Origin of the sequence: Streptomyces sp. 71268 (genome assembly GCF_029392895.1) — a bacterium.
GTDB lineage: Bacteria > Actinomycetota > Actinomycetes > Streptomycetales > Streptomycetaceae > Streptomyces.
This window is the reverse complement of the sequence record NZ_CP114200.1, coordinates 7,420,762-7,442,996: the sequence shown is the minus strand read 5'-3', so window position 1 is coordinate 7,442,996 and position 22,235 is coordinate 7,420,762. Positions and strand designations below refer to the sequence as shown.

Sequence of the window (22,235 nt, the reverse complement as noted above, 5' to 3'; positions counted from 1 at the left end):
GCAGAGTACGGACGTCGACGATCCGCCGGCGGCTCACAGCGGGCCGGCGCGGCACGGGTGATCCGTATGCTGGGGTACTTCCCGCCCGGCGGGCGACGGAGAGCACTCAGGGAGAAGACGCTGCGATGACGGAACGGCGGATGCAGATCGGCGAGGTCGCCGAGCGGACCGGTTTGTCGCTGCGCACCATCCGGCACTACGAAGAGGTCGGCCTGGTCACACCGTCCGCCCGCAGCAAGGGTGGCTTCCGGCTCTACACCGAGGTCGACGTCGAACGTCTGATGGTCATCCGCCGGATGAAGCCGCTGGACTTCTCCCTAGAGGAGATGCGGGACCTGCTGGAGATCACCGACCGGCTGGCCGTCGCCGACGACGGGCCCACCGGCGAGGAGCGGGAGCGCCTGCGTGAGCGGCTCGACGCGTACCGCGAGGTGGCCGACGCGCGCTGCGAGACGCTGCGGGCCAGGCTGCTGGCGGCCGAGGACTTCGCCGCCACCCTCCGCCGCAAGCTCGACCCGGCGACGTAGCGCCTCGCGCAGCGGCCCGCGTAGAGCGGGACCACGGGAGCCGTTAGACGAGCCGTTCGGGCCGGCCGAGCGCGGCGTGCACGAGGTGGTCGGCGTACGCGTCGGTCAGCCGACCCGGCCGGAACAGGATGCGGTACATCATCGGGGCGACCAGGCGGTCGATGACGGCCTCGCAGTCGGGCACGGCCTCGCCGCGCTCCCGCGCGCGCCCGAGGATGACCTCGATCTGGGTGGCGGCGTAGGCCGAGCACTGCCCCGCGTTGCCGCCGTCCGGGTCGCCGAGCAGCGCGTCCCTGATGTACGCCCGACCCGTGGGCGAGGCCATCTCCTCAAGGAACTGCCGGGCCCAGGCCGTCAGGTCGGCGCGCACGTCGCCGAGGTCGAGCGGGGACTCGTCGGGGCGCAGCCGCTCCACCGCGACGTCCGACAGGAGTTCCTGGAGGTCACCCCAGCGCCGGTAGATGGTGGAGGGGGTGACGCCCGCGCGGGCCGCGATGGCCGGAACGCTGAGCGCGGCCCGTCCCCGTTCGGCTTCCAGCTCGTGCACGGCGGCGTGCACCGATGCCTGAACGCGGGCGCTGCGCCCGCCGGGCCGCGCCATGGGCTTGGGGCTCATGCCTCCACCTTAATGCCACATCGTTGCGTCTAGCCGGCCGCCGGCCGCCGTCCAATCAGCCGCGCGCTCGGCGCACCCCGGCGGGCCGGGATGCGGAGCCGAGCGCGGGTCGGCCCCGTGGGCGCGCGGTCCGCGCCCACGGGGCGATGGCGGGGCGCGCGGGTCAGGAGACCAGCGCGCCGGGGAGCGTGCGCACGCCGTGAGCCGCCTCATAGACGCGGCCGGCGCGCAGCACGGTGGCGTCGGCCAGCGGGGCGCCCATGAGCTGCATGCCGATGGGCAGGCCCGCCGCGTCCCGGCCGACCGGCAGCGTCAGGGCCGGCATACCGGTGATGTTGGCGGGGGCGCTCAGCCGTACGTAGGCGTCCGAGACGCTCTCGACCGTGCCGTCGGGCCAGTGCACGGCGTGCTGGTCCACCGGGACCGCGGTCATCGGCACGGTGGGCGCGGCCACCACGTCCACCTGCTCGTACACACCCGCCCAGGCCCGGCGCAGCAGGGTGCGGGCGCGCTGGGCGCGCAGGTAGTCGCCGGCCGAGACCAGCTCCCCCGCCTCCAGGAGCACCCGCACGTCCGGGCCGTACGACTGCGGGCTGCCGCGCAGCGTCTGCTCGTGGTACGCGGTCGCCTCCGGCACCATCAGGCCCCAGTGCATGGCGTGGACGTAGCGGTCCATCAAGGTGGTGATCTCGACGAGTTCGGCGCCGAGATCCCGCAGCCGCGCGATGGCCGCGCGCACCGCGGCCTCCACCTCGGGGTCGACCCGTTCGAAGTAGTACGTGCTCGGAACGCCGACGCGCAGGCCCCGTAGCCCGTCCCCGTCCGCGCCGCCGGACAGCACGTCGCCGGCGGACCCGGCGGGCAGGCTGGCCGGGTCGCCGGCGTCGGGCCCGGCCAAGGCCGCGAGCAACAGGGCCGCGTCGGACACGGTGCGGGTGATGGGGCCAACGTGGTCCAGGGACCAGGACAGGGAGGTGACGCCGGAGCGCGGCAGCAGCCCGTAGGTCGGCTTGAGTCCGACGAGGCCGTTGAGCGCCGCGGGCACCCGGATCGACCCGCCGGTGTCGGTGCCGAGCGCGAAGGTGGCCGCCCCGGCGGCGACCGCGACCGCCGAGCCGCCGCTCGATCCGCCGGCGACCCGGTCCTGGTCGATGGCGTTACGCGACTGGGGGGTCGTCAGGCCGTAGGCGAACTCGTGCGTGTGCGTCTTGCCGACCAGCACCGCGCCGCCGGCGCGCAGTCGGGCCGTGACGGCGGCGTCGGTGGACGCCACGTGTCCGGAGCGCGCCCGCGAACTGGCCGTCGTCGGCAGCCCCGCGACGTCGATGAGGTCCTTGAGGCCGCCGGGGACGCCGTGCAGTGGGCCACGGTCGCGGCCGGCCGCCCGCTCGGCGTCGGCGCGTTCGGCCGCCGCGCGCGCCGCCTCGTCGGTGACGGTGACGTACGCCCCCACGCGCGCGTCGACGGCCTCGATCCGCTCCAGTACGGAACCGGTCAGCTCGGTCGCGGACAGCTCGCCGCTCCGGAGGGCGGCGCTCGCCTCGGTGAGGGTCAGCTCAAAGGGTCGCATCGGGGGCCTCCGGCAGGGCGGTGTAGACGGCGGCGGGGTGGGTCTCGCCGAAGTCGAGTTCGCGCAGGGTGCTGACGACGGCGTGGATGTGTTGCGCGGTGGTGGCGACGACGGCGTGCCGCTCGCCGTTCAGCGGGAGGCCCGCGCGGTGCGCCCAGTGGGCGGCCTCCCGCGCGGTGAGGTCCGGAGTGCTCATGGGTGCCCTTCGTCGGGATGGTGGCGGGTGGGTGGGTGGTGGCCGTGGGGCGTCTGCGCTTCCCACTTAAAGCAGAAAATTTGCGTTAGCTGGAGCCTAGGGACTAGCGTCCACTAATGCAAACGGTTCGCTTTTGTTGCTTCCTCACCGGCGCGGGACCCCCGCCGCGCGCCGGCCCGCATCAGCCCGGGCCCCGACCCGCCCGACTGCCGGACGTCACCCCCGTACGCACGAGGCGCGGGGCGCACCCGCCACCCACCGACCCACCCGAGAAGGAATCTCCCGATGCCCAACTCGCCCGGCCCCCCTGCCACTCCGCCCGCCTGGACCGTCGGTGATCTGCGCGTTCACCGCGTCGACGAGGTGACGTTGCCGCCCGCGACCGGCCCCTGGTTGCTGCCGTCGGCCACCGCCGAGGTGGTGGGCCAGGCGCCCTGGCTCCGGCCCGACTTCGCCGACGACGCGGGCGCGCTCCGGCTGGCCAGCCACAGCTTCGCCGTCGTGGTGGGCGGCCTGCGGATCGTGGTGGACACCGGCATCGGCAACGGCAAGACGCGCGCCAACCCCGCCTGGGACCACCTCGACAGCGACTACCTCGCCCACCTGACGGCGGCCGGCTTCGCCCCCGCCGACGTCGATCTCGTCATCCTCACCCACCTGCACACCGACCACGTCGGGTGGAACACCCGCGAGCGGGACGGCGCGTGGCACCCCACCTTCCCCAACGCCCGTTACCTGACCGCCCGCGCCGAGTGGGACCACTGGGCCGGGGTGGAGCTGGAAGACGCCAGGCGGCAGATGTTCCGGGACTCGGTGTACCCCGTGGCGGACGCCGGGCTGCTCGACCTCGTCGACGTCACCGACGACGGCACCACCGTCGCCCCCGGCGTACGGCTGCTGCCCACCCCGGGGCACACCCCGGGCCACGTCGCCGTCGAGCTGCGCGGTGGCACCGAGACCGCGCTGGTCACCGGCGACTGCGTGCACCACCCCGTCCAACTCCTCGACCCCGCGATCACGAGCTGCGTGGACACCGACCCGCGACAGGCCCGGGCCACCCGGCGACGGCTGCTCACCACGCTCGCCGACACCGACACCCTGCTGCTCGGCACACACTTCCCAGCCCCCACCGGGGGCCTGGTCCGCTCCGCCGGCGACACCTTCCGGCTCACCCCCGTGCCACCCTCCCCCGCGCCCCGGCCCGCGTGAGTCGACCAGCCCGCGCGCCTGAGCGCGCCCCCCTTGTGCGCCCCCGTGCGTCGTCTCGCCCGCCACCCGTCCCGGCGACCACCGCCGGACGCTCCGGCCGCCCCGAACCCGTTCGGCGGCCCCGGGGAACCGGACGCCCGGGGTCAACGGGTACGTAACGCCCCCACCCTCGGAGCCGCCACCCATCCGCCCCGCGAACAGGACCGTTTCTCCACTCCGCGCGCACTCGGCACGCGCCTTGACCCCGGGCCCGTACGCAGTACCTTCGGTGCGCACAACCGGCCACGGCCGGCTTCGACTTGAGGGGAAGCACAGTGCGCAAGGGCGATCTCGTCGGTGACCGGTACCTGCTCAAGGAAGGGCCGATCACCGGAGGCAGATCCGAGGTGTGGCTCGCCCACGACACCGTGCTGGGCCAGGACGTGGCGCTCAAGCGGGCCCGGATCGACGACAACAGCGCCCGCGGCTTCGCCCGACTCCAGGACGAGGCGAGGGCGTTGGCCAAGTTCCGCCGGCACCGGAACGTGGTGACCCTCTACGACGCCGTCCAGGTCGGCGAGCCGCCGGCGGCCGAGTTCTGGCTGGTGATGGAGTACGCGTCGGGTGGCAGCCTGGCCGGCCGGCCCCCGATCAGCCCGCGCGAGGCCGCGTCGATCGGCGCGCAGATCGCCGACGCCCTGGAGATGTTGCACGCGGAGGGCGTCGTTCACTGCGACGTCAAGCCCGGCAACATCGTGCTCGGCGACGACAGGACGGCCAAGCTCACCGACCTCGACGCGGCCTACCGGCTGCCCGGCTTCGTCACCCGCACGCCCAACCGCGGCATCGCGTACACCCCGGACTACGCGGCGCCGGAGGTGGTGCGGGGCATGCCGGTACCGGAGTCCGACGTCTTCTCGCTCGGTGCCACCCTCTACGAACTGGTCCTCGGCCACCCCACGGCCGAGTCCCACCCGGGAGGCGACGCCGACGCCCCCTCACAGCGCTCGTCCACCGACGCCGCGCCCGTAGGGCCCGACGACGAGACCCACGTGGACAGCGTGGACGGCGTGGACGGCGTGGACGGCGTGGACGGCGTGGATGGTGTCGACGGTGTCGGTGGCTTCGATGGCGCCGATGGCGCGGTGGGCGGCGGGGCGGCGTCGCGGCTTCGGGCTCACGGCGGCCTGGCCAGGTTGGACGGTGATGTCGGGCCGCTGCGCGAGACGTTGGACGCGATGCTGTCGGCCCAGCCGCACGACCGGCCCACGGCGGCCGAGGCGTGCCGGCGGCTACGGCGGGTCGCGGCGGAGGCCGACCGGCCACCGGCCGCCCCGGAGGCCCACGAGCGGCGGGCGGGGAACGGTCGGTGGGGCCCGGCGGGGCGCAGGCCGTGGGTGGTGGGTTCGGCGGCGGTGGCCGTCGCCGTGCTGGCCACCGTCGTCCTGCTGCGCCCGCCCTTCGGCGACGGCGACAAGGACAGCGAGCGGGACGCGGCGCGCGGCGCGTCGAGCCAGACCACCCCAGCGGCCGCGCCGCGACCCGCGCCAGCGGCCCGCAACATCGACCCCTGCGGGCTGACCAGCACCGAAACGCTCAGCCGCTTCGGCGAGGTGCGACTCGACCCGGCCTACGGCAACTTCGACCGCTGCGACGTGCTCGTGACGGACGGCGAGGACAGCGAGGTGGACATCAAGGTCGACCTCAGCAACGACCCTCCGTCCGACGCCGCGCCGCCATCCCGCAAGGTGGGTGGGGTCGGCGTGGCGGAGCTGCCCGCCGAGAGCGACGAGTGCACCCGCAGGCTGCTGCCGGGCGGCGAGGCCCGGTACAGCGTCTACGTCACCGCCCACCAGATCGGCGACGGGACGGCGCCGCTGTGCGAGATGGCCGAGACCGCGGCCACGTACGCGGCGCGACAACTCGACAAGGGCGACCCGCCACGCCGCACGACCCAGCCAGTGGCCGACTCGCTCGCACGGCAGGACGCGTGCACCCTGCTCGACGCCGAGGCGCTGTCGGTCGTGCCGGGCATCGACGCGGGCGACCCGGACGTCGGCTACGGCAACTGGGAATGCGGTTGGCGCAGCACCACCAGCAAGATCGTCGCCGACCTCAGGTTCGACCGCGGGCTGACCTCACCGACCTCGACCGGCCGCAACACCCAACTCGGCGGGCGCGAGGCCGTCGTCGAGCCGGAGGCCGACGGTTCGGACACCTGCCGCGTCCGGGTGGTGCACCGCCCGTACACCGACCTCAACGGCCGCCGGGCCACGGAGCAGGTGCACCTCGTGGTCACGGGGCCGCAGCCGGTGAACGAGCTGTGCACCATGGCCACCGATCTCGCCACCTCGGCCGCCGACGAACTCCCCCCTCCGCGGGCGTAGTCACCCGCTCCGTGGCGGCCGAGGTGTGTGCGGGAGAGCACGACCCCTTTCTAGCGGGCCGGCGTGGGGACGGGTCCCGGACCGGCGGGGCAGGGCGTGTCCGACGGGCGGCTGGCCGCCCCACGTCGCGGCCAGGCTGCTCGAAGGCCCACTCGAAGCGGGGCAGCGGCAGGGACACCCAGGGCGGAGTCCGGTCAACTGGCCACGTCGGCCGACACCGTCCGTACGACCTGCGGGCTGCTCCTCGGGTTCGCGACCTGGCTCGTCGTGTTCATCGTGGGCGGTCAGCCGCGTACGTGCAGCCCGAAACCCGTGCGGCCCGAAGGCTCCAACCCCTCCTTCAGCTGCAGCGAGGGGATCACGTAGTCACCGAAGTTCTGCCGCCGGAACGCGATCGGCTCGGTCGACTCCAGCGTGAGCAGGCGCTGCTCCCAAGCCTTGGCGACGTCCGGGTAGTCCTCGGTGCTCATCCGGTCGGCGCCGTACAGCACGAAGGGGGGCAGCACCTCGATGCCCGGGTAGTAGAGGATGCCGTGCTGGATCGGGAACAGCAGATCGTCAATGGGGCCGTTGATCCCGCGTGCGGCGTAATGCGACTCCGGGCCCCCGACGGTCACCGACAGCAGAGCCCTCCTCCCCGCGAGGGTGCCTTCACCGAAGCGCTCGCCGTACTTGGTGTCGCTGTGCTCTCCGACGCCGTACGCGAAGTGGAAGGTGAACACCCGGTCCACCCAGCCCTTGAGGATCGCGGGCATCGAGTACCACCACAGCGGGAACTGGAAGATGATCGTGTCCGCCCACAGCAGCTTCTCCTGCTCGGCCAGAACGTCCGGGGTGAGTGTCCCGGCATCGAAGGCCCGGCCCGAGTCCCGGGCGACTCTCAACGGACGTGAGGCGTGGGGGCCGTAGTCCGCGGCGTCCACGACCGCCTTCCAGTTCATCGCGTACAGATCACTCACCCGCACCTCGTGCCCGGCGCTCTCCAACGTGGACACCGCGAGTGCCTTCAACGAGCTGTTGAGCGACTTCGGCTCCGGGTGGGCGTAGACGATCAGCGTCTTCACGGGAACTCCTTCGGATCGGATGGCTTCGATCCTGGACGCCGCGACGCCCGGCGTTCAGGGTCACCTCTTCCACAGGACGGGACTTCCTGGTAACAGCAGGGCCACCTTCGCAGGGGACACCGAGGCCATACTGAAGGCATGGACGATCTCGCGGGCTTCCTACGCACCCGGCGCTCCCAAGTCGACCCGGCAGCCGTCGGCATCCCCACCGACAGCCGCCGCCGGGTCGAAGGGCTGCGCCGCGAAGAGGTCGCGCACCTGTCCGGAGTCAGCGTCGACTACTACGTACGTCTGGAGCAGGGCCGCGCGACCCAGCCCTCCGAGCAGGTCCTCGACGCGCTCGCCCGCGTCCTGGGCCTCGACGCGACCGCACGCGGGCACCTTGACCGGCTCGCCCGGCAGCGCCACCATCGCGCGACGGCACCGGGTGGGCGGGTCCGGCCGGAGCTGCTACGCGTCCTCGACCTGGTCGTCGACGCACCCGCGCTGATCACGAACCACCAACTGGACGTGCTCGCCGGGAACCGCCTCGCCGGGCTCCTCTTCGGCCAGCGGATACCGGGCCTGAACACCGCCCGGCACATCTTCCTCGAGGAAGCCGAGCGCGGCCTGTACGCGGACTGGGAGAAGTGCACCCTCGACGTGGTCGGGCACCTCCGCCTGGCCGCCGGGAAACACCCCGGGGATCCCCGGCTGGCCTCGCTCATCGGCGAACTGTCGATGGGCAGCGACCGCTTCCGCCGCCTGTGGGCCCGCGCGGACGTGCGCGCCCGCACACACGGACGCAAGGCGTACCGGCACCCGCTGGTCGGACTGCTGGAACTGCACCAGGAGAACTTCGCGCTACCGGACGAATCGGGCATGGAGCTACTGATACTGTCCGCGGCCCCCGGCAGCCGCGCCGAGGACGGGCTGCGCCTGCTCGCGGGCCTGGGCGTGGACAGCGGTGACGAGCCTTCCACAGCGAACGCTCAGGTCCGCCAGTAACTCAACGACGTCTGTGACAGCCTGGCGCTGTACGAGAGCCGGCCGCCTAACGAGGTACCAGGTATCGCTTCCGCAGGCGTGTCACTTCACGCGCGAGTGGCGCGGCGTCTCCTGCCCGCTGACGGGTCGTGTAGTTCGCAGGTCAGGGGTGAACTGCTGCGTAGGCTCGCTGCCGCACTATCGGCGCGGGGCATCCGCACAGCCCATCAGATGTCTATCCAGAACGCTTCCATCCAGCGGTTCTCGCCGATGCTTCCAATCCACTGGTCGTACGACCACGCGTTCGTGCCCTTCCAACCCACGCCCTGTACATGGGCTGCGGCCTTCATGGTCTCGTTGTTGCTTCGCAGGCGCAGCGCCTGGACCGGCTGGCCGCCGCTGTGTGAGAACTCATAGCTGGTGCCGGGTGCTATGTAGTGCTCGGGGCCGGTGCCGGTTTCCGCCCAGTGCGCCTGCACGTTGAGGTTCATGGCGCCGGTCGTCCCGACGTAGAACTTGATCCTGTCGATCGGTTTGTTCTCGCCCACGGTCCCGGTATAACCGTCGGCGCCATCAGTGCAGAGCGTGGCCGACCATCCCTTATTCCGCACGTGTGCCTGATAGCAAATGGCCCGGCCCTCGGTCCGTGAGCCGCTACGTTGCACGCCCGCTGCGTTTACCTCCCGTAATTGCTCCGGGGTCAGCTTGGCCACCTTGACCGATTCCCCCGCCGCAGGTGCGGGTGTGTCGGCTGCCTGCGACGCCGGAGCCGTTCCGATGAGCGCGAGAGCGGCAAGCAGCGGAACGGTAAATCTTGAACGGATTCGCACTGTTTACTCCACATGATTGAAGTAGTGCTCCTGTTGTGCGTAATTACACGGTCACGGAGTTCCCTAGGTCCACACCAGAATCAGACATTCCATACCACTCGGAACAGAGGTGCCGGGCCCGGGACATCTGACGAGGGGGTTGCGCGGGCAGGCCGTCGCAGTCGTCCAGCAAACTTGTACCGAAGCGACAGGGGTCGACCTCACACTGATCGTCTCCCATCCTCAACACCCTGCTCGATGCTGTCGCCCGCTTCACCGCTCCCAGCTGATCGATCGCCTGCGGCCACCGCGCGCCTCGGACTCCGCCGCCCTCGACGACGACGGCGGCCGTCCACGGAGTCGGCCGGGGCGAACAGAGCGCGCCCACCGCCTTTGTGCCCGCCCGCACCGTGCGTCTCCGCGCCGCCCGTCCCTCTGGAGCCACTGCTCACCGCCCGTCCCCAGACCGCTCGCCCGAAGCCGCCCGCCATCCGCGCCCGCTACGCCCACACCCTGCCGCGCGCGGCCGTGGAAGCCGAGCTGAACAAGTGCGTGCGACACGCGCCGGCCGACGCACAGGTGGAAGTACGGTCCCAGGCCGGCGAGATCACCCCGGTTCGCCTCCGGGGACAGCCTTGTTAGCTGCGAAGGATTTCGACCAGGCTGGCGAAGCTGTCCCTACCGTGGCCGGCGTCGATGGCCCGGTCGGTCAGTGACTTGATGAGTTCGGGCAGAGCGGTGTCCAGGCCCCGCGCGCGCACGGCGTTGATGAGGTGGTCCATGAGCGGGGCATCCAGCTCCAGCCATTCCTGATCGCCGGGGTAGCGGTGGTCGTCGACTTGGCGAGCGTAATCGGTGATCACCTCTGTGACGGTCGTGGACAGCCAGTGGGTCAGCAGGGGGGCCACCGTCGTGGCCTGGACCTGGGCGGTGCCCAGCAAGGCGGTGGTCTGCAGGAAGCCGATCAGGGTGGCCCAGGCGAAGTTGAGCATCGCCACGTCATAGAGAGCCGCGGTGCCGGGGGCCGGGCCCAGGTAGGTAGCGCCGCCGATGTGCGCGAGCGAGCTTCGATGGCGCTGGAACACCTCGTGGGAGCCGCTGTAGACCAGCACTGTTTCCGGCTGACCGACATGCTCGGGATGGGCCATCAACGCACCGTCGAGGTAGTGCCCACCCCGGTTTCGCACCCAGCAGGCGGCCTGCTCGGCCTGCTCGCTCGTTCCGGAGGTCAGGTTGACCACGTCGGCCGAGACGTGCGGCCCGGCCTGGCCCAACACGCGTTGGACGGCGTCGTAGTCCTCCAGGCACATCAGCACCAGTGGAGCCGTGAACGCGACCTGCAGCGAGTCCACCCGCCGTACGTCCTCAACGGGCTCGGCCGGTGCACCGGCTTCGGCCCAGACCACGACGTCGTGACCTGCCGCCGCGATGGCCTTGGCCAGCGCCGCACCTCGCGGGTTCAACCCTATGACCGACGTACGCACGCTCATCGCTCCTCCTACGTTGGCGAGATCAGCGCACTTCGCGCGGCCTTCGCGTGCTGAAGCTAGACCTTTACATCAATGTCAGAGTCAACCGGAGTCGCGCATGCGGATCGGGGAGCTGGCGGGGCCGGATCAGCCGGTCCATCACCGAGTTGTCCACCGCTCGGACAGTGCTCGACACCGTCATCGGCGCCACCTCACCGCACGCCGTGCTGGCAGCACGCAACGGGCTGGATGAAACGCTGTAGGTGTCGTGCTCGTGGTCGCATGCGGGAGACGCCCCCAACCCCGCACTGTTCCGTTCGGGCACGGCCATCCGTCCTCCCACCCACCGGGTGCCCCCGGCCCGCCCAGCGGGCCGATACGCAGATGACACACATCCGCGCGGTGCCGGCCGCACGGCCCTGATCAGCCAGCTGCGGTCGTCTTCCAGTCTTCGAGGTGTGCGCGGGACCTTCGTGCACGTCGAACTGGGAGAGGTGGTCGCCGGTGCGCGCTCGTTGGATACGCGTCGCTCGTACGGGAGCAGCGGGGTGGGGTCGGTGTCGGGCGGCGGGAACCTCGGCCGCTTTGATCGTGACGCTCGGTGTCGGCGTCGGTGGTTGGGTGGGGCTCGCCGGCGGCGGTGAGCACGGTGGTGGCGGTGTGCGGGCCGGCGGTCGAGCCCTGGTCAGCTCGGCGTCCCCGGCCCCGTCCGGCGCGCTCCGGCTGGACCTGCCGTGGCCCGCGGAAGGCCAGGCGAGCGTCGAGGTCGCGGGCCTCGGCAGCCTGGGCAGCAGCGGGCGGCAGCAGCCGGTGCCCATCGCGAGCCTCGCCAAGGTGATGACGGCGTACGTGATCCTCAAGGAGCATCCGCTGCGGGCCGACGAGGTAGGACCCCGGATCACCGTCGATGCGACAGCCGAGGCCGAGTCGCACTCGCTCAGCGAGTCCACCGCCCCGGTCCGTGCCGGGCAGCGGCTCACCCAGCGCACACTGCTGGAGCTGTTGCTGCTCCCCTCGGGCAACAACATCGCCCGGCTGCTGGCACGTTGGGACGCCGGCAGCCAGCAGGCGTTCGTGGCGAAGATGAACCGCGCGGCGGCCGACCTCGGAATGCGCCACACCACGTACACCGGGGCCAGCGGCGTCGAGCCGACCACTCGCAGCACCGCCGATGATCAGCTCAAACTGGCCCGCCAGGCCATGCGGGACCCGGTGCTGCGCACGGTGGTGGGCCTGCGCGAGACGACCGTCCCCGAATCGCCCGGCGTCATCACCAATACCAACCGGCTGCTGGCCAAGCCCGGCGTGGTCGGGCTGAAGACCGGATCGAGCACGCCCGCCGGGGGCAACCTGCTGTGGGCCGCCGAGGTGGGGTCGGGTCGCGCGCGGCACCTGGTGCTCGGGGCGGTGTTGGGGCAGCGTGCCCACACCACGCCGGCCGAGGGCATGGCGGCTGCGCTGACGCACAGCGGTGAGTTGATCGATGCCGTCCGCCAGGGTCTGCCCGCGGCCCTGATCGGCAGCGGTGCCCGGCAGCCGGTGCGCTCGTGAGCGCGCTGGTCGACCGCCTGGTGCGCCGCTCCCGGGCCACCGAGTCCGCCGACCGGCCGGCGGTGGCAGTCGGGGCCGCCGCGGGGGGGCGGGGGGAGGTGGCGGCGCGGTCGGTGGGTGGCTGCCGCCGCGGGGCTGTGCGCACTGGTGATGGCGGCGCACGCGGCGGTGCCGAACGGGTTCGGCAACCTGGGCAGCCTGCTGGAGACGTTCCTGCCCTGGCTGGGTGTGAGCGTGCCCGTGCTGCTGGTCCTGGCAGCGATACGGCGTTCCGCGGTCGCCGCGGTGGCCGGGCTGCTGCCGGCCCTCGTGTGGTGGTCCCTGTTCGGCGACGTACTGGTGGACAAGCGAGCCGCCGGCGGCGACCTGACCGTGGTGAGCCACAACGTGAACGACGCGAACCCGGACCCGGCCGGCACCGCCCGCCAACTCGCCGCCAGCGGTGCGCAGGTGCTGGCCCTGGAGGAACTGTCGCCCGACACGACGCCGACGTACGAGCGCGTGCTGGCCGACTCCTATCCCTACCACGCCGTACGGGGCACCGTCGGACTGTGGAGCAGGTACCCCCTGCACGACGTGGCGCCGGTCGAGATCATGCCGTGGCCCCGCGCCCTGCGGGGCACCGTCGCCACGGCCAAGGGCCCGATCGTCGTGTACGTCGCCCACCTCGCGTCGGTGCGGGTGCGCCCGGGCGCGGGTTTCGCCACGGCGGGGCGGAACGCGGCGGCCGAACGGCTGGCCGCTGCCGTACGGGCCGAACCGGCGCCCCGCGTCCTGGTGGTGGGTGACTTCAACGGCACGCCCAACGACCGCGCCCTGGCACCGGTGTTCGCCCCGCTGCGGTCGGCGCAGGAGGAGGCCGGCGCCGGGTTCGGCTTCAGCTGGCCAGCCGCGCTGCCGGTGGCCCGGATCGACCAGATACTGCTGCGGGGCATCGCCCCGGCCTCGTCGTGGACCCTGCCGAGGACGGGCAGCGACCACCTGCCGGTCGCGGCCACCCTGCGACTGTGACCGACTGCCTCGGCCGGGCCACCCGCAGGGACACCCACCGGTCCAGCCGCGCGGTCACCACCAGCGCGCCGCCACGGCACCCACCCTGCCGGCAGTCGTGCTGGCAGGCTGTCCCTGGACCCGGAGTGCCCCGCTCCCGGGTCCGTACCCACACAGCCGGACCTCCCGGCTCGGCTCGACCTTCAGGTGATGTGATGCGACAAGAGCGTGACCCCAGTGCGCGAGCGGACGCGGCGACGCCGAGCCGCCCCGCCGCCGACCTGCCGTCGGCCGTGCACGTGCTCCTGGTCGAGGACGACGAGGCGATCCGCAGGTCCGTGGGGATGGCACTGGAGCGCTACGGCTACCGGGTGTCCGTGGCCCCCGACGGCCTGACCGGTCTGGAGATGTTCCGGGCAGCGCGGCACGACCTGTTGCTCCTCGACATCATGCTGCCGCACCTGGACGGCATCGGGCTGTGCCACCGGATCCGCGAAACCAGCCAGACGCCCATCCTGATGATGTCGGCCCGCGGCGACGCGCTGGACGTGGTGGCGGGGTTGGAGGCGGGGGCCGACGACTACGTCGTCAAGCCCGTCGACACCAACGTCCTGGTGGCACGCATCCGCACGCTACTGCGCCGGGCCACCTTCACCGCCTCGCCCGAGAGCGACGACCGGCCGGGCGACGCCGATGGCCTGCTCACCTTCCGCAACCTGAGCATCGACACCCGTGGCCTGGAGGTCCGCGTCGACGACCGGCCGCTCGCCCTCGCCCCGACCGAACTGCGGCTGCTCCTGGAGTTCGCGGCCGCGCCCGGCATCGCCCTCCAACGGCAGACGCTGTTGCGCAAGGTGTGGGACTACGGATGGGACGGCGACATCCGGGTGGTCGACCTGGCGGTGCAGCGGTTGCGCAAGAAGATCGGCGCCGAGCACATCGAGACCATCCGTGGCTTCGGCTACAAGTTCCGGCGCTGAGATGCCACGGAGCAACCCACCCACATCCGCCGCCCGCACCACACGCGACGAGGGCCCGGGGCACACCCTGCGGCGCCTGGTCAACCCGCGGTCCCTGCGGTGGAAGGTCGCCGCAGGGGTAGCGGCAGCGGCCTGTGCCATGGCCCTCGGCATCGGGCTCCTGGTCCACCGGACCACCGAGGAGCGGGACATGAACATCGGCCGAGGCCGTGCGATCGAGGCGCTGACGGAGGCCGAGGCCGCGTTCCGCGGCGAACAGCCCGTGCCCTCTCCGCCCGCGGAACGCCTCGTCTACCTGGTCGGTGACGACGTGCCGGACCCGCTGCTGGAGCGCATCGGCTCTCGCCCCGCGTCCGACCCTGTTACCTGGTACGACACCCGAAAGCCGCTGCAAGGACCGCGGATGTGGGCGGCGGGCCGGGTGGACGGCACGGCCTTGGCCGTCCACGTGGACATGTCCAGCGACTGGCGCAGCCGACAGGCGCTGGACCGGCACATGCGGTACGCGGCCCTGGCCACGCTCGCCGTCGTCGTCCCCCTCACGGTCCTGGCCGCCGAACTCGTGCTACGGCGTTTGCGCCGCGTCGCCGGGACGGCCCGGCGGATCAAGCACGGCGACCTCGACGCCAGGACCAGGAGCCGTGGCCACGACGAGATCAGCGACATCTCCGGCGCGGTCGACCTGATGGCCGACGCCCTCCAGGACAGGCTGCGCAACGAACAGCGCTTCACCGCGGACGTCGCCCACGAACTCCGCACCCCGCTCACCGGCCTCGTCACCGCCACCTCCCTGCTGCCCGAGAGCGAGGCCACCGACCTGGTGCGCGACCGGGTGCGGGTGCTGCGCTCCCTGGTGGACGACCTGCTGGAGATCTCCCGCCTGGACGCGGGAGCCGAGGAAGCCGACGCCCAACCGGTGCCCCTCGGCGAGCTGGTGGCGGAATCCGTACAGCGCACGAGCCTGGAGACGGACGTTTCGGTGATCGGTGACCCGGTCGTCGAAACCGACCCCCGCCGGCTCGACCGCATCGTCACCAACCTGATCCTCAACGCCCACCGCCACGGCACGGCGCCCGTTACGGTCCTGGTCGAGGGCGCAACCATCGTCGTACGCGACCACGGCCCCGGCTTCCCCCGGGAGGTCCTCGACCACGGCCCGCAACGCTTTCGCACCGGAGCCGCCGAACGCGGCCACGGCCACGGCCTCGGCCTCACCATCGCCCTCGGCCAGGCCCACGTCATCGGTGCCCGCCTCACCCTGGCGAACGCCGACGCGCCGTCCGGCGCCGTCGCCACGCTGGAACTGCCCCGCTGAACTGCCCGCCCCCCTTCGACGGCCGGGCCGGCCGCCCCGTACCGCCGCCACGCGCGGCCCGGTCGGGGCACTGCGCGTCCCCGGGCCCGGCTCACCCCTGGCCGCGCTGGCGAGGGCGGCCGATCCACTGGCAACGGGTCCGGGTGCCGTCCTCGTAGGTGGAGCGGCACCCGGTCTTCGGCGGATCGACGGTGAGCAGGCCGATCCGAAACGGTCAGCAGGGAGCGTAGACCGAGCTGATTCTGTCGTTGAAATTGCTCGGGAGGTTGATCGTCGGACCGAAGGCGCCGTACGTGGCCAACTGACCACTCCCGCCGGTGCCGTCGTAGACACGCGCTCCCGGAGTGGACGCGCTGAGGGTGTCCCGGGCCGGTGCCGGGCGGCCCCGCCACCCGCTACGAGGCCGGACTCCGCCTTGCGGCGCTCATCCTCCGGCTTCGGATACCCAACCCAGACCGTTCGTCAGACAGGCCCTACGGGCCTGGCCCGGCGGGGCGGTATGGCCCGCGTGGGCACCCGCTGACCGGCGCGATTACCGTATGGGCCATGACCGATTCCGAGGATGTGCGTCGCATCGCGCTCTCCCTGCCGGAGACAGTGGAGAAGATCGCCTGGGGCATGCCCACGTTCCGGGTTGCCGGAAAGATGTTCGTCACCATCCCCGACGACGAGTCGTCGTTCGCGGTGCGCTGTCCCATGGTGGAGCGCCAGGAGCTGATCGCGGCCGAGCCGGCCAAGTTCTGGGTCCCCCCGCACGAGGCCAGCTCGCACTGGGTACGGGTGCGCATCGCGGCCCTCGACGACCAGGACGAGTTGCGCGACATCGTCGTCGACTCCTGGAAGCAGGCGGCCCCGCCGCGCCTCCTGGAGAGCTTCACCGCCCCCGCCTGACACCGCCCGCTGCCTGCGCCGCCGCCTGGGCCCCGCGCCACCGGCCAGGTCCGCGCGCGGCGGGCCCGGGGCCGGGGCCGGGGCAGCGGGAGGGGCGGTCAGGCCAGCGTGCGCAGCAGCGCGCGGCAGGCGTCCGCGCAGCGGCGGCACGCCTGGGCACAGACGCGGCAGTGCTCGTGCGCGTCGGCGTGCTGCTCGCACTCCTCGGCGCAGGCGGTGCAGACGGTGGCGCAGGCTTCGAGCTGGGCTCGGGTGACGTTGACGTCGTAGCCGGTGTGCCGGGAGAGCACCGAGGCGGTGGCCGCGCAGATGTCGGCGCAGTCCATGTCGGTACGGATGCACCGGGTCAGGTCGCCGACGGCTCCCTCGGCCAGGCACGCGTCGGCACAGGCCGTACACGCCTGGGCACAGGCGGCGCACTCCTCGATGCAGCGCTCCAGGGCCGCGGGGTCCACGCCGCCAAGGTCGGCGGGGTAGGTGTGCAGCATGTCCTTGACCGTCGTCGTCATGACGTGCTCCTCGTCGTTCGGAGTGCTGCCGGACCGGCTCGCCCGGCAGGGGTGACTCGCTCCCCGGGTTTCACCGCGACACCCGCGCAAACGCCGGCCGCCCGGCGGTGGCGGGCAGCCGGGTGACGGGCGCCATGCGGCGTGCGGCATGCGCCGGCGTATCGGCTGATATCTACCGACGTATACCGATACGAGCCAGACAGGCGCACAATGGAGACGGCGTGACGCCGCAGGAACGCACGCTACGGACCACTCCCCACCACCTCGTACCGAGGTGGGCCGCCGCGCCGGTGCGCACACCCGCCGGCGCGGCGGTGCGTCCGGGCGCCGGTCAGGGCGCGGCGCGCGGCCGGTGTTCGGCCAGCCAGCCCGTGGCGTACGCGACGGCGTCGGCCAGCGGGAACAGGCGCGCCTCAGCCCCGCCGACCGGGCCGCACAGCACAGGCCGCTCCTTCTCGAAGGCGGCGCCCAACTCGTCGAAGCGGTCGTCACTGATCGACGTGTCCCACACCGTGCTCCAGCGGCGGCCCGCCGGGGTCGCCACGGCGAAGGAGTTGCGCACCCGCTGCCCCGGGAGGCGGTACTCGGCCAGGTGGAAGGCGGTGCACGAGTCGTACCCCACGCCCAGCAGCAGCACCCGGGCCGCGGCCTCTTCGAGGCGGGCCAGCGGGCTGCGCTCGCCGAGCCGGCAGTCGAGCGCGTGGCCGTCCACGATCGCGCGGGCGCGCGCTCCGATGGCGGCGAAGGAGGTCTGCGGGTGGGCGCTGCGCGCGGCGCCGGGCCAGGTGCGCGCGGTCTCCGGTATCGCTCCCACCCGGTAGCTGCGCGAGGTGGCCGGGTCGTAGGCCGGTAGCGCGGCGCGGATGGTCGGCCACCACTGGGCCGGCACCGGTGGTTGGCTCCAGCCCGCGGGGTCCGAGTTGTCGCTGGTGTGCGTGGGGACCACCAGCGTGCCCGTGGTCCCCAGGACGTCGAGCAGGGCCGCGACGACGACCGGGGCGCCGCCGCAGACCCAGCCCAGTGAGCTGAGTGAGGAGTGCACGAGCAGGGTCTCGCCGGGCCGCACGCCCAGGTCCCGCAGCTCCGTGGTCAGGGAGTCGCCCGTGCAGAGTGGGCCGGTCGGCCGCGCCATCGACATGGCTGACGAGTCTGTAACACCGCGGCGCGCGCCGCCACCGATCAGGCGCCGGCCCACGCGCGTTCCGGCCACCGCGCGCGCCGAGCCCCCAAGCCGGCAGGCCCCGGCCGACCCACCCGTCGGGAGCCGTCCCGGGCCGCGCGTCGTACGGTGTGGCCGCCCACGCCGCGGTCGGGGCGCGCGGTGGGGCGCCCTTCGTGCCTCGTCCCACGCCCCGTCAACTCCGGGCGCTGGCGATACCCTTGGCACCGAGCGCGTTCTTGTTTCAACTCAGCTCCGTGAAAGGGAATTCCGTGAGCAGTCTCAACAAAGGGCTCAAGAAAGTAGAGGTGGCCCTCAAGTGGGACCCGAGTCCCGCGGGCGAGCCGATCAATGATCTCGATATCATCGCCGCGACCTATTCCACCGAGGCGCCGTACGGGAAACCCGTCTATCTCGTCCACTTCGGCAGCCGTTCACCGGACGGCACCATCATCCTGAACCGGGACAGCCAGACGGGTCAGGGCTTCGGCATGGACGAGGTCATGACCCTGGAGTTCGACCGGCTCGCCGAGACGTACGGGCGGGTGGTGGTGGGTGTGGTGATCCAACAGGGGGGCGGACACAAGACGTTCGGGGACGTGCCGAACACGGCCGTGCGGATACAGGAGCGGTACACCAAGCTCGTGGAGTACGACTTCTCCACCGTGGCGGCGGCCACGGCGGCCACCATCGCCGAGTTCACCCGGGACGAGGCGGGAGAATGGGACCTGCGGGAGATCATCCGCGGATTTGACACCAACCCCGCGGGATTCGCCGATGTGATGGGCCAGCGTCCCGTCTGAGGGGCCACTTCGGCTTTGCCGGCGGATTCGCCGTGGCATTTCGCCGAACCGGGTTCGCCGCCGTTACCCCTTGCGGGCCGCGTAATGTCGCGCGGCCCGCACTCTGTTTCCGCACTTCGTGGTGCACCAGCGGCGGGCGGCGTGCGAGCGCAGGAACCAGCGGGCACAGCCGCGCGCCCCGCACTCGGCGAGTTGGGCCGCGTCCGGGCCCGTCAGCAGTTCGGTGCCGTCGTCGGCGAGCAGCGAGAGCGCGGCGCCGGCCGGGTTGCCCGAGTCCGGTTCGTCCGCGCGGCGCGGGCCGTCGGCGGCCCACGTCAGTCGGGGGGTGGGCGGGGCGGCGGCGAGCGCCTCGTTCAGCGTCTCCAGACTGGCCGGCGCGGGCACCGCGCCGCTCGCGCGGGCCGCGAAGAGTTCGCGCAGCGCCTCGCGGAGCGCGCGGAGCCGACCGAGCTGACGGCCGGTGAGGGCGACCGGGTCCGGCAGCACCTCGTGCCGGACCAGCCACAGGTGCGCGGCGTCGGTGTCCTCCAGCAGGTCGACGGGGCCGTGGCTGACCGTGAAGCGCGAGTTCACCAGGGCGAGCGAGGCGAAGCGCTCCTCGCCCGGCACCGGGAGCTGATGGAGGTAGTACGGCGCGTCATGGTTCACGACCTCATGGTAACGGTTGCACTTCTCCGTGAGGAGGTCTAGCGTCCCTCACGCTGAACATCATCAGAAGGCATGAGAACCCTGGAGGTGCCCCCGTGGCCATCGACGTCGACAAGCTCCGCGACGACTTTCCGATCCTGCGACGGACCATGGAGAGCGGCGCGCGGCTGGTCTATCTCGACTCGGGCGCCACCACGCACAAGCCACTCCAGGTCCTGGACGCCGAGCGCGACTTCTACCTGACCCGCAACGCGGCCGTGCACCGGGGCGCGCACCAGCTCGCCGAGGAGGCGACGGAGGCGTACGAGGCGGCGCGGCAGACCGTGGCGGACTTCGTCGGCGCGGCCCGGGACGAGGTCGTGTTCACCAAGAACGCCACCGAGGGGATCAACCTCGTCGCCTACGGCCTGGGTCAGGCGACACGGAGCGCGGACGGCCGGGGTCCCATCGGGCCGGGCGACAAGATCGTGGCCACGGAGATGGAGCACCACGCCAACCTCGTGCCCTGGCAGCAGCTCGCGGCCAGGACCGGGGCCCGCCTCGACTGGTTCCGGCTGACCGACGACGGCCGGCTCGACCTGGATGACCTGGACCGGCTGGTCGACGCGGACACCAGGGTGGTGGCCGTCAGCCACCAGTCCAACGTGCTGGGCACCATCAACCCGGTGCGCGCCATCGCCGAGCGGGCGCACGCGGTGGGCGCGTACGTCGTGGTCGACGCCGCCCAGTCGGTGCCGCACCGGCCGGTGGACGTGACCGCGCTCGGCGCCGACTTCCTCGCCTTCTCCGGGCACAAGATGCTGGGACCCAGCGGCGTGGGCGTGCTGTGGGGCCGCGCCGAACTGCTGGCCGCGCTGCCGCCGTTCCTCACCGGTGGCTCGATGATCGAGGTCGTGGAGATGGACCACGCCACGTTCCTGCCACCGCCCCAGCGTTTCGAGGCGGGCGTGCCGATGGCGGCGCAGGCGGTGGGGCTCGCCGCGGCGGTGGACTACCTGCGGGCGCTGGGCATGGGCGAGGTGGCGGCGCACGAGGACGCGCTGACCGCCCGGGCGATCGAGCGGCTGGGCGAGATTCCCGGCGTGCGCATCATCGGCCCGCGGGAGATGACCGAGCGCGGCTCGGCCGTCTCGTTCACGGTCGCGGACCTGCATCCGCACGACGTAGGGCAGGTGTTGGACGAACGCGGCATCGCCGTGCGCGTCGGGCACCACTGCGCGCGCCCCATCGTCCGCCGCTACGGCATCCCGGCCACCACCCGGGCGACGTTCTACGTCTACAACACGCTGGAGGAGGTCGACGCGCTGGCCGACGGCGTGCGCGCGGCCCAGGCGTTCTTCGGCCGGTAGCCACCGCGCCCGCGCGGTGACGGCGACGGCGGCGGCCGACACCACGCGGGCCGGCGAGGGCATTCGAAAGGTTGGCCGAATCCTTGCCGCCGACACGGCGCGATGTCCTCGCCCCGCCCCGTGGTGTTGGTCATCCTGGATCGGTCAAGTACCGGGCCTCACGCGGTAGGTGATGGGGCGTCATGAACGGTGGTGCGCCGTGTCCTCGCCGGCTCAGCTCGCACTGGGTGACTTACACCAGATCAACGTACGGGTCTCCACGCACCCGGGCCTGTCGGTGCGCTCCCTCTTCTCGGACGTGCTGGGCGGCCCGCCGCAGGGCGTGCCGCCGCGCATCCGCCAGATGATCCGGGCCGCGCTGCCGCCCGGCGCGGCACGGCTGCTGCGGTCGCTGTTCGCCGCCTCCCACTCGCCCATCCCGTGCTTCCTCACCTCGGCGATGGACCCGTTCGCCGAAGGCGGCGTGGAGGCCCAACTCGAACGCATCCGGGACCTGTCGTCGGACGCCGTCCAGCACCAGGTGGCCGAGCACTTCACCGGCCAGCCGACCGCCGTCTGGCACCGGCTGTTCCAGCACCCCCGGGTCTTCGCCGCCGCTTCGGCCAGCGTCCAGGAGGCCATCTGGCGGGCGTACGAGCCGCTGTGGCGGCGCACGGCCGCCGTCCGGGCCCGGGAGGTCGAGCGCATCGGCACCGCCCTGGTCACCCGGCAACTCCCGCTCGTCCTGGCCGACCTCGGCCCGGGCTCCTGGTTCGACGGCTCCACCCTGCACTTCGAGGAGGCGCGCCGCCTGCACGGCGGCTCACTAACGCGTCCCCGGCAGGGCCCCGACGGCAACGTGCTGGTGCTCGCGCCACTGTCGTCGGGCACCAGGGCGCTGGCGGGCTGCACCGTGGGGGCGGGCAGCGTGCGCGTCGGCTACCCGCCCGCGGGCCTGGCCCGGGCCCTCGAGGGCGCGGACGCGCCGGGCCCGGCGGACGCGCTGGTGCTGGTGCTGGGCGAGCAGCGGGCGACGATCCTGCGGCACGGCAGCCGCGAGGCCACCATGACCGAGATCGCCAACCACCTCGGCTGCTCGCCGGCGACCGTGACGTACCACTGCGCGCAACTGGAGCGCGCCGGGCTCGTCCAGCGGGTGCGCCAGGGCCGCACGGTGCGGCTGCGGCTCGCCGACCGTGGCGCCGACCTGATCGACCTGCTCCGCTGACGCGCCCGGGCGCCGGCGGCCCCGGCCGTCCTAGGTTCTGT

General features: G+C 72.6%; 20 protein-coding genes and 1 pseudogene. 12 read left to right on the top strand and 9 right to left on the bottom strand.

Features of this window, described 5'->3' with window-relative positions:
* Positions 1-125: 125 nt before the first annotated feature.
* Positions 126-527, top strand: a complete 402-nt coding sequence (locus OYE22_RS29835; protein WP_277323297.1) for a MerR family transcriptional regulator — start codon at positions 126-128, stop codon at positions 525-527.
* 43 nt (positions 528-570) lie between these two features.
* Here OYE22_RS29835 and OYE22_RS29830 read toward each other — a convergent pair whose 3' ends face one another.
* From OYE22_RS29830 to OYE22_RS29820, 3 genes are all read right to left on the bottom strand, one after another.
* Positions 571-1,143: a TetR/AcrR family transcriptional regulator gene (locus OYE22_RS29830; protein ID WP_277323296.1), complete on the bottom strand. Its 573-nt coding sequence runs from the start codon at positions 1,141-1,143 to the stop codon at positions 571-573.
* Positions 1,144-1,306: 163 nt separating this feature from the next.
* Positions 1,307-2,713 (bottom strand): amidase, encoded by a 1,407-nt coding sequence (locus OYE22_RS29825; RefSeq protein WP_277323295.1) that lies wholly within the window; start codon positions 2,711-2,713, stop codon positions 1,307-1,309.
* Positions 2,700-2,909, bottom strand: a complete 210-nt coding sequence (locus tag OYE22_RS29820; RefSeq protein ID WP_277323294.1) for a hypothetical protein — start codon at positions 2,907-2,909, stop codon at positions 2,700-2,702. Before OYE22_RS29820 ends, OYE22_RS29825 begins: the two co-directional genes overlap by 14 nt.
* Before the next feature lie 285 nt (positions 2,910-3,194).
* On the opposite strand from OYE22_RS29820, the gene OYE22_RS29815 reads away from it, so the two are divergent.
* On the top strand, positions 3,195-4,118 hold the full coding sequence (locus OYE22_RS29815) for an MBL fold metallo-hydrolase (protein ID WP_277323293.1): 924 nt from the start codon (positions 3,195-3,197) through the stop codon (positions 4,116-4,118).
* A gap of 314 nt (positions 4,119-4,432) precedes the next feature.
* On the top strand, positions 4,433-6,484 hold the full coding sequence (locus tag OYE22_RS29810; RefSeq protein ID WP_277323292.1) for a serine/threonine-protein kinase: 2,052 nt from the start codon (positions 4,433-4,435) through the stop codon (positions 6,482-6,484).
* Between the two features lie 284 nt (positions 6,485-6,768).
* Here the strand turns inward: OYE22_RS29810 and OYE22_RS29805 are convergent, their stop codons facing one another.
* Positions 6,769-7,548 (bottom strand): NAD(P)H-dependent oxidoreductase, encoded by a 780-nt coding sequence (locus tag OYE22_RS29805; RefSeq protein WP_277323291.1) that lies wholly within the window; start codon positions 7,546-7,548, stop codon positions 6,769-6,771.
* A 138-nt stretch (positions 7,549-7,686) separates the two neighbouring features.
* On the opposite strand from OYE22_RS29805, the gene OYE22_RS29800 reads away from it, so the two are divergent.
* On the top strand, positions 7,687-8,535 hold the full coding sequence (locus tag OYE22_RS29800; RefSeq protein ID WP_277323290.1) for a helix-turn-helix transcriptional regulator: 849 nt from the start codon (positions 7,687-7,689) through the stop codon (positions 8,533-8,535).
* 206 nt (positions 8,536-8,741) lie between these two features.
* On the opposite strand, the gene OYE22_RS29795 is transcribed toward OYE22_RS29800, so the two are convergent.
* The gene (locus tag OYE22_RS29795) at positions 8,742-9,227 is read right to left on the bottom strand and encodes a hypothetical protein (RefSeq protein WP_277323289.1); all 486 of its coding nucleotides are present in this window, start codon (positions 9,225-9,227) and stop codon (positions 8,742-8,744) included.
* Between the two features lie 734 nt (positions 9,228-9,961).
* Positions 9,962-10,813: an NAD(P)-binding domain-containing protein gene (locus OYE22_RS29790; protein ID WP_277323288.1), complete on the bottom strand. Its 852-nt coding sequence runs from the start codon at positions 10,811-10,813 to the stop codon at positions 9,962-9,964.
* Between the two features lie 570 nt (positions 10,814-11,383).
* On the opposite strand from OYE22_RS29790, the gene OYE22_RS29785 reads away from it, so the two are divergent.
* The 5 genes and pseudogenes from OYE22_RS29785 (at position 11,384) to OYE22_RS29765 (ending at position 16,519) form a co-directional block, all read left to right on the top strand.
* A complete protein-coding gene (locus tag OYE22_RS29785) occupies positions 11,384-12,343 on the top strand; it encodes a D-alanyl-D-alanine carboxypeptidase (RefSeq protein ID WP_348652282.1) in 960 nt (319 codons plus the stop codon).
* Positions 12,344-12,436: 93 nt separating this feature from the next.
* Positions 12,437-13,354, top strand: a pseudogene (locus OYE22_RS29780) (endonuclease/exonuclease/phosphatase family protein); the annotation flags it as partial.
* Between the two features lie 194 nt (positions 13,355-13,548).
* On the top strand, positions 13,549-14,313 hold the full coding sequence (gene cseB, locus OYE22_RS29775; RefSeq protein ID WP_277323287.1) for a two-component system response regulator CseB: 765 nt from the start codon (positions 13,549-13,551) through the stop codon (positions 14,311-14,313).
* A gap of 1 nt (position 14,314) precedes the next feature.
* Positions 14,315-15,628, top strand: coding sequence for a HAMP domain-containing sensor histidine kinase (locus OYE22_RS29770; protein ID WP_277323286.1), 1,314 nt, complete (start codon positions 14,315-14,317; stop codon positions 15,626-15,628).
* Between the two features lie 546 nt (positions 15,629-16,174).
* Positions 16,175-16,519 (top strand): MmcQ/YjbR family DNA-binding protein, encoded by a 345-nt coding sequence (locus OYE22_RS29765; protein WP_277323285.1) that lies wholly within the window; start codon positions 16,175-16,177, stop codon positions 16,517-16,519.
* Between the two features lie 98 nt (positions 16,520-16,617).
* Here the strand turns inward: OYE22_RS29765 and OYE22_RS29760 are convergent, their stop codons facing one another.
* Both OYE22_RS29760 and OYE22_RS29755 read right to left on the bottom strand, forming a co-directional pair.
* Complete coding sequence (locus tag OYE22_RS29760) at positions 16,618-17,028, bottom strand: four-helix bundle copper-binding protein (protein ID WP_277323284.1); 411 nt, start codon at positions 17,026-17,028, stop codon at positions 16,618-16,620.
* 331 nt (positions 17,029-17,359) lie between these two features.
* Positions 17,360-18,166, bottom strand: a complete 807-nt coding sequence (locus OYE22_RS29755) for an AAC(3) family N-acetyltransferase (RefSeq protein ID WP_277323283.1) — start codon at positions 18,164-18,166, stop codon at positions 17,360-17,362.
* A gap of 293 nt (positions 18,167-18,459) precedes the next feature.
* On the opposite strand from OYE22_RS29755, the gene OYE22_RS29750 reads away from it, so the two are divergent.
* Entirely contained in the window at positions 18,460-18,990 is a 531-nt protein-coding gene (locus tag OYE22_RS29750) for a TerD family protein (RefSeq protein ID WP_277323282.1), read from the top strand.
* Positions 18,991-19,053: 63 nt separating this feature from the next.
* Here the strand turns inward: OYE22_RS29750 and OYE22_RS29745 are convergent, their stop codons facing one another.
* Positions 19,054-19,638, bottom strand: a complete 585-nt coding sequence (locus tag OYE22_RS29745) for an ABATE domain-containing protein (RefSeq protein WP_277323281.1) — start codon at positions 19,636-19,638, stop codon at positions 19,054-19,056.
* Between the two features lie 95 nt (positions 19,639-19,733).
* On the opposite strand from OYE22_RS29745, the gene OYE22_RS29740 reads away from it, so the two are divergent.
* Together OYE22_RS29740 and OYE22_RS29735 are read left to right on the top strand one after the other, a co-directional pair.
* On the top strand, positions 19,734-20,987 hold the full coding sequence (locus tag OYE22_RS29740) for a SufS family cysteine desulfurase (RefSeq protein WP_277323280.1): 1,254 nt from the start codon (positions 19,734-19,736) through the stop codon (positions 20,985-20,987).
* 199 nt (positions 20,988-21,186) lie between these two features.
* Entirely contained in the window at positions 21,187-22,194 is a 1,008-nt protein-coding gene (locus tag OYE22_RS29735) for a helix-turn-helix domain-containing protein (RefSeq protein ID WP_277323279.1), read from the top strand.
* Positions 22,195-22,235: the final 41 nt, after the last annotated feature.